Origin of the sequence: Hydrogenophaga sp., from assembly GCF_028698005.1 — a bacterium.
Classification (GTDB): Bacteria; Pseudomonadota; Gammaproteobacteria; order Burkholderiales; family Burkholderiaceae_C; genus Hydrogenophaga.
In genome coordinates this window covers 1-5,595 of sequence record NZ_JAQVEJ010000178.1, presented here as the reverse complement: position 1 = coordinate 5,595, position 5,595 = coordinate 1, and the positions used below count along the sequence as shown (strand labels likewise).

The following is a 5,595-nucleotide window of genomic DNA, read 5'->3' as shown; positions in this document are numbered from 1 at the left end:
CCGCTGTCGGCCAGGCCCGTGGTGCGGGCCAGCGATTCGGCCGAGATGTCGATGGTGAAGCGGGAGGCGGGCAGGTCCAGTGAGGTGACCGTCATGCAGGCGCCGTTGAGGGCGATGCTGTCCCCCAGGCCGACGTCGTCCAGATAACCGGGCGGGGCCTCGATGGTCAGGCGCTTGCCATGGTCCGGTGTGGACCCCAGGGGTTGGAGGGCGGCGATACGCCCTACCGCGGTGATGATGCCGGTGAACATCCCCGTATTGTCGCAGGATTGCATCGCCCATTGATCGCGTCCGCCGAAGGCGCTGGCGGGGCCAATGAAATCAGCCCGGTGTGGGGGCATCCAGAAAGCCGTCACGGCCCGCCACCCGCGCCACGATGCGCAGGTCGTCGCCCACGCGGTCGACGGCCTGGTAGTGCAGGGGGGTGCCCTGGGCCAGGCTCTGCAGCGGGCCCAGGCTGGACAGTCCCGCCCCTGTGCCCAGCAGCAGGGGAGCCTGGTACAGCAGCACTTCGTCCACCAGCCCCTCGCGCAGGAAAGAGCCATTGAGCTGGTGGCCGGCCTCCAGGTGCAGTTCGTTGACCTCGCGGGCGGCCAGGTCGCGCAGCATCGCGGCCAGGTCCACCTTGCCATGGGGGCCTGGCAGTGCGACGAGGGTGGCACCCCGCTCCAGCAGGGCAGCACCCGGCCCGGCAGCCTGTTCGGGCGGCAGCGCGTGGTAAATGATGATCTTGCGCGGCAGGCCGCCTGCCGGTGTGTCCCACAGGCGTGCCGAGGGCAGCGTCTGCAGCCGGCTGTCCACGATGACCAGGTGTGGCTGCCGGGGCACGGCCAGCGCGCGCACATCGAGCATCGGGTCGTCTTCCCGCACCGTGCCAATGCCCGTGAGCACGGCGCAGGCGCGCGCCCGCCAGGCATGGCCGTCGGCGCGTGCCGCCTCGCCGGTGATCCACTGGCTCGCGCCATTGGGCAGGGCGGTGATCCCGTCCAGCGATGCGGCCATCTTCATCCGCACCCAGGGCACGCGGCGGACCATGCGGCTGAAAAAGCCGATGTTCAGTTCGCGCACCGAGCGCGCCAGCTCATCGCCGGGTGGCAGCACCTCCACCGCGATGCCGGCCTCGCGCAGGCGCTGCACACCCCGGCCTGCCACCAGCGGATTCGGGTCCAGCGTGGCCACCACCACCTTGCCGATGCCGGCCGCCACCAGCGCATCGCAGCAGGGCGGGGTGCGCCCATGGTGCGAGCAGGGCTCCAGCGTTACCCAGGCCGTGGCGCCCCGCACATCCACACCCCGGGCGGCCGCATCGCGCAAGGCCATGACCTCGGCGTGCGGCCCGCCGGCCTGCTGGGTGTGCCCCTCGGCCATCACGGCCTGCCCGGCGGTGTCGGTGATGACGCAGCCGACGCGGGGATTGGGGTGGGTCAGCAGCAGGCCCTGATGGGCCAGTTGCTGCGCCCTGGACATCGCCACCCACCGCCTATCTGCGGCTGGCTCCCACTCGTCCTGATGGGGCGGCCGCCGGTGCCCGGGCAGAAATATAGTGGTCATGGTTAGAACGTTTTCATGCTATCGGGCGGCTCTGCCGGGTTCATCGGATGGTATTGTCATTGATGACACGCACCACGCCCGACCACCTTCACTACACCATGATCATGCACCAGCCATTGCGCGCGGCCCGCGCGGGCTCCCCGGCTTTCAGGGCAAACGGTTTCACCCTGATCGAGGTGATGATTGTCGTCGCCATTGTCGGTATCCTGGCGACCATCGCCGTGCCGTCGTACCAGTCCTACCTGCGCCGTGGGCAACTGCAGGATGCCTTCTCGCAGATGTCGGCCTACCAGTTGCGCATGGAGCAGAGCTATCAGGACAACCGCCATTACCGGGATCCTGGCGATGCCGATGAGTGCGCCCGCGCCGTGCCGACCACCTCGTACTTCACCTTTTCCTGTGCCACCCCGACGGCGCAGACCTACACGCTGACCGCCACCGGCAAGAGTGGCACGCTGGCCGACGGCTACGTCTACACCATCAACCAGGCCGGCGACCGGCGCACGACCAAGTACGCAGGCAGCGCGCCATCGCCGGCGGCCACGTGCTGGCTGTATCGCTCGTCGACCTGCTGAGCGGCCGCTCGCGAGCCATCCATCCGATGCGTATCCCGACCACGCCCGCTGCGCCACCGGCACGCGGCTTCTCGCTGATCGAACTGGTGGTGACCTTGGCCCTGCTGGCCATATTGGCCGTGCTGGCTGCACCCACCATGACCGACTGGCGTCGCAACCAGGGCATCCGCGGCACCGCCGAGGCGTTGCAGACCGGTCTGCAGACCGCCCGCGAAGAGGCCGTGCGCCGCAACCGCCCGGTCAGCTTCTGGCTGATCCAGGAAGCCACGCTGAACAACAGTTGCACGCTGGCCACCAGCAACCAGGCCCGGGGCTCCTGGGTGGTCAGCGTCAACAACCCCGCGGGCAAGTGTGCGGCGGCGCGGTCCTTCACGGACGCACCGATGCTGGTGGCCTCCCACGAGGCCACCGATGGCGTGCGGATCGATGCCACCGATGCGGATGGCGACGCCATCAACCAGATCACCTTCAACGCCTATGGACGTGTGGCCGGAGGCGCCATGGCGGCGCAGATCGACATCAAGGATCCATCCGACATGGACAGCGACGGTGACGACGTCTACCGCAGCCTGCGGTTGATCGTATCGGGCATGGGGTCGGTGCATCTGTGCGATCCGGCGCTCGACCCGGATGGCGACGATCCACGGCGCTGTCCCGAGCCCTGATCGGGCATCCGCCACCCAGGGAGTCAAGCATGCCAGCACCCCGAATCATCCACCTGCCACGTCTCCGGCGCCGGACCGGTGCGCCACGCGCCACCCGGGGCTTCGTCCTGCTGGAGGCCCTGGTGGCGATCTTTCTGTTCGTCCTGGGGGTGCTGGGCATCCTGGGGCTGCAAACCAGCATGACTGCCATCCAGACCGAAACCCGCCTGCGTTCCGAGGCCGCCTACCTGGCGCAGGAACTGGTTGGCCTGATGTGGGCCGATATCCCCAACCGCGACAACTACGCGCTCGACAGTGCCGACGGCAAGGCCTGCACGGCAGCAGCCTGCCTGCGCTGGCTGGGCAAGGTCCAGGAAATCCTGCCACAGGGCGAGGCCGTGGTGACGGTGACCGATCTGGCCTCGGGCGACCTGGGCAGCGACGTGGCGATCACCGTCAACTGGATCATGCCCAATGGCGAATCGCACCAGTACCAGACCAACACCACCATTGCGTTGGGCCACACGCCATGAAGCCAGCATACGCCCTGCCTATCCGTCGCCGTCGCGCCGCCAGCCGCGGTATTTCGCTGGTGGAGTTGCTCGTTGGCATCACCGTCAGCATGTTGACCGTGCTGGCCATCACCCAGGTGTTTCTGGCCTCCGAAGAGCAGCGTCGCGTGCCTTCGAGCCTGGCCACGACCCAGGTCAACGCCATCCTGGCCCTCGATGCCATCCAGCGCGACATCCAGCAGGCCGGCTACGGGCTGGGTGGCGGCGAATGGCTGGGCTGCACCACGGGCACCTCGGCTCACGCCAGCAGCAAGGGCTTGTCCGGCCTGACACTGGCGCCCGTGCAGATCGAGGCCGGCGACGCTGCCAATCCGTCCGATCGCCTGACCATCCTGTACAGCGGCAAGGTGGGGCCGGCCCTGCCCATGCAGCTGGCCGAAGACCATGACGACAGCGCCACACCGCCGTACTTCACCGTCACCTCCAACGTGGGCGTGCGTCGGCAGGATTGGTTCGTTGTTGCGACGCCCGATGGCAGCGCATGCGACACCTTCCAGGCGATGGATCCGGACAACCCGGTTGCCAACCCGATTGCCGCCGCCGGTATTGAAAAATGGACCATCCGGCACCTGCCCGATGACAAGCCACTGGCACCCAATGGTGACCCGCAACCGACGCTGCCCAGCGAGTCGCGCCTGCTCAACCTGGGCGAAAACCCCGTTTTCCACCAGTGGAGCGTGGCCGGCAACGACCAGCAGTTCAGCCTGCAGGTGACCGACCTGGCCACGCCTGCGCCGGTAGGTGGTGGCGCCCGGCCTGCCGCCGACGCCTACCCCGACATCGTGCTGATGCGCGCCTTCTATGGCAAGGACACCGATGCCGACGGTGTCATCGACACCTACGACACCGAGGCACCGGCCGTCGGTGACTGGGGCCAGGTGCTGGGTGTGCGCCTGGCCATCGTGGCGCGCAGCACCGAGCGCGTCAAGGGCGATGACCCGGTCACGCCAGAGCCACTGGTATGGAACCTGGGCGACGCCGACGTGCCCGATGCCGAGGCCTGCGATGCCGATGCCGACAGCAACTGCCTGGAATTGAGTCTGGAACACACGGTGCCCGCGGGCAGCGACGAATGGCAGTTCTACCGCTACCGCCTCTTCGACACCATGGTCCCCCTGAGGAACTTGATATGGAACGCCAGCCCATCGTCCTGACGCGGCCGCGCCACCGCCACCCGGGTCGCCAGCCCTGCCGGCGCCAGCAGGGCATGGTGCTGATCTATGCCCTGATCGTGCTGGTGGCCATGATGCTCGCCGGCGTGGCCCTGGTGCGTTCGGTCAACACCGGCTCACAGATCGCCGGCAACGTCGGCTTTCGCCAGGACGCCGTCGCCACCGCCGACCGTGCCACGCAAATGGCCATCGACCTCCTGTACGACAAGCTGGAGGCCCTGCCGGAGTCGCTCGATGCCGACATTCCGTCGATCGGCTACTACGCCTCGGTCGACGATGACCTGGACCCGACCGGCAATGGCCTGGCGGCGAACACCCGCAAGCTGATCGACTGGGGCGATGTGGCCGGCAGCGGCGACGATTTCTGCAAAGCGTTCCCCGACAGCAGCTACGCCACCTGCGACTACACCCCCAACGCGGGCGCTGATGGCAAGGGCGTTGTGGTCGTCAACGGCAACGCGGCCTCGTACATCGTGTTTCGCATGTGCGACGTCGCCGGCTCGCATGCCAGTGGCGTGGCGAAGTGCGCGACCCAGACCACGGCCGCCGTCAACGAGTGCCAGGGCGCCATCAACTACGAAAACGAGGGTCACTGCGCCACCGGCGGCGCGTCCACGCCGCTCTACCGCATCCTGGTGCGTACCGTGGGCGCACGCAACACCGTCAGCTACACCGAAACGGTTGTGCATTTCTGAGCACGACAGGAAGGGCAGAACACCATGAACCTGCACATGCTTATCCATCCGGCCAGTCAACCGCAGCCGCCATCGCGCCGCCAGGCTACCGGGCCCGGCCTGCGCCGGGCGGCCGTGGCCACCGCGCTGCTGCTGGCCGCCGGCCTGGCCGGCGCCGATACCACCCAACTCGCCAACGAGCCGCTCATCACCATGAGCGCGGTCATGCCCAAGCCCAACCTGATGGTGATTCTGGATGATTCGGGGAGTATGGACCGGGCGTACATGCCCGATGACATGAGCAGCACCAGCAGGTATGGCTACCGGTCCGCCCAATGCAGTGGTGTGGCCTATGACCCCAACATCACCTATACCCCGCCCGTGTACGCAGATGGCAGTTCATACCC

General features: G+C 67.7%; 7 protein-coding genes and 1 pseudogene. 6 read left to right on the top strand and 2 right to left on the bottom strand.

Annotation, left to right across the window (positions count from 1 at the left end):
• A pseudogene (locus tag PHQ87_RS13975) lies at positions 1-251 on the bottom strand (riboflavin synthase); the annotation flags it as partial.
• Positions 252-321: 70 nt separating this feature from the next.
• A complete protein-coding gene (gene ribD / locus PHQ87_RS13970; RefSeq protein WP_300235561.1) occupies positions 322-1,467 on the bottom strand; it encodes a bifunctional diaminohydroxyphosphoribosylaminopyrimidine deaminase/5-amino-6-(5-phosphoribosylamino)uracil reductase RibD in 1,146 nt (381 codons plus the stop codon).
• Positions 1,468-1,613: 146 nt separating this feature from the next.
• On the opposite strand from ribD, the gene PHQ87_RS13965 reads away from it, so the two are divergent.
• The 6 genes from PHQ87_RS13965 to PHQ87_RS13940 all read left to right on the top strand — a co-directional run.
• Positions 1,614-2,126, top strand: coding sequence for a type IV pilin protein (locus PHQ87_RS13965; protein WP_300235559.1), 513 nt, complete (start codon positions 1,614-1,616; stop codon positions 2,124-2,126).
• Between the two features lie 26 nt (positions 2,127-2,152).
• The gene (locus PHQ87_RS13960; RefSeq protein WP_300235557.1) at positions 2,153-2,791 is read left to right on the top strand and encodes a GspH/FimT family protein; all 639 of its coding nucleotides are present in this window, start codon (positions 2,153-2,155) and stop codon (positions 2,789-2,791) included.
• A gap of 29 nt (positions 2,792-2,820) precedes the next feature.
• The gene (locus PHQ87_RS13955; RefSeq protein WP_300235554.1) at positions 2,821-3,303 is read left to right on the top strand and encodes a pilus assembly protein PilV; all 483 of its coding nucleotides are present in this window, start codon (positions 2,821-2,823) and stop codon (positions 3,301-3,303) included.
• Complete coding sequence (locus PHQ87_RS13950; RefSeq protein ID WP_300235552.1) at positions 3,300-4,496, top strand: PilW family protein; 1,197 nt, start codon at positions 3,300-3,302, stop codon at positions 4,494-4,496. The genes PHQ87_RS13955 and PHQ87_RS13950 overlap by 4 nt, the downstream gene beginning before the upstream one ends.
• Complete coding sequence (locus PHQ87_RS13945) at positions 4,472-5,209, top strand: pilus assembly protein PilX (protein ID WP_300235550.1); 738 nt, start codon at positions 4,472-4,474, stop codon at positions 5,207-5,209. Before PHQ87_RS13950 ends, PHQ87_RS13945 begins: the two co-directional genes overlap by 25 nt.
• A 24-nt stretch (positions 5,210-5,233) precedes the next feature.
• Positions 5,234-5,595, top strand: a 362-nt coding sequence (locus PHQ87_RS13940; RefSeq protein ID WP_300235548.1) for a hypothetical protein, incomplete at its 3' end; no start/stop codon positions are given.

Coding starts and splice junctions, on each gene's coding strand:
- PHQ87_RS13960 (WP_300235557.1), top strand. CDS start 2,153: ATGCGTATCCCGACCACGCCCGCTGCGCCACCGGCACGCGGCTTCTCG.
- PHQ87_RS13950 (WP_300235552.1), top strand. CDS start 3,300: ATGAAGCCAGCATACGCCCTGCCTATCCGTCGCCGTCGCGCCGCCAGC.
- PHQ87_RS13955 (WP_300235554.1), top strand. CDS start 2,821: ATGCCAGCACCCCGAATCATCCACCTGCCACGTCTCCGGCGCCGGACC.
- ribD (WP_300235561.1), bottom strand. CDS start 1,467: ATGTCCAGGGCGCAGCAACTGGCCCATCAGGGCCTGCTGCTGACCCAC.
- PHQ87_RS13945 (WP_300235550.1), top strand. CDS start 4,472: ATGGAACGCCAGCCCATCGTCCTGACGCGGCCGCGCCACCGCCACCCG.
- PHQ87_RS13965 (WP_300235559.1), top strand. CDS start 1,614: ATGACACGCACCACGCCCGACCACCTTCACTACACCATGATCATGCAC.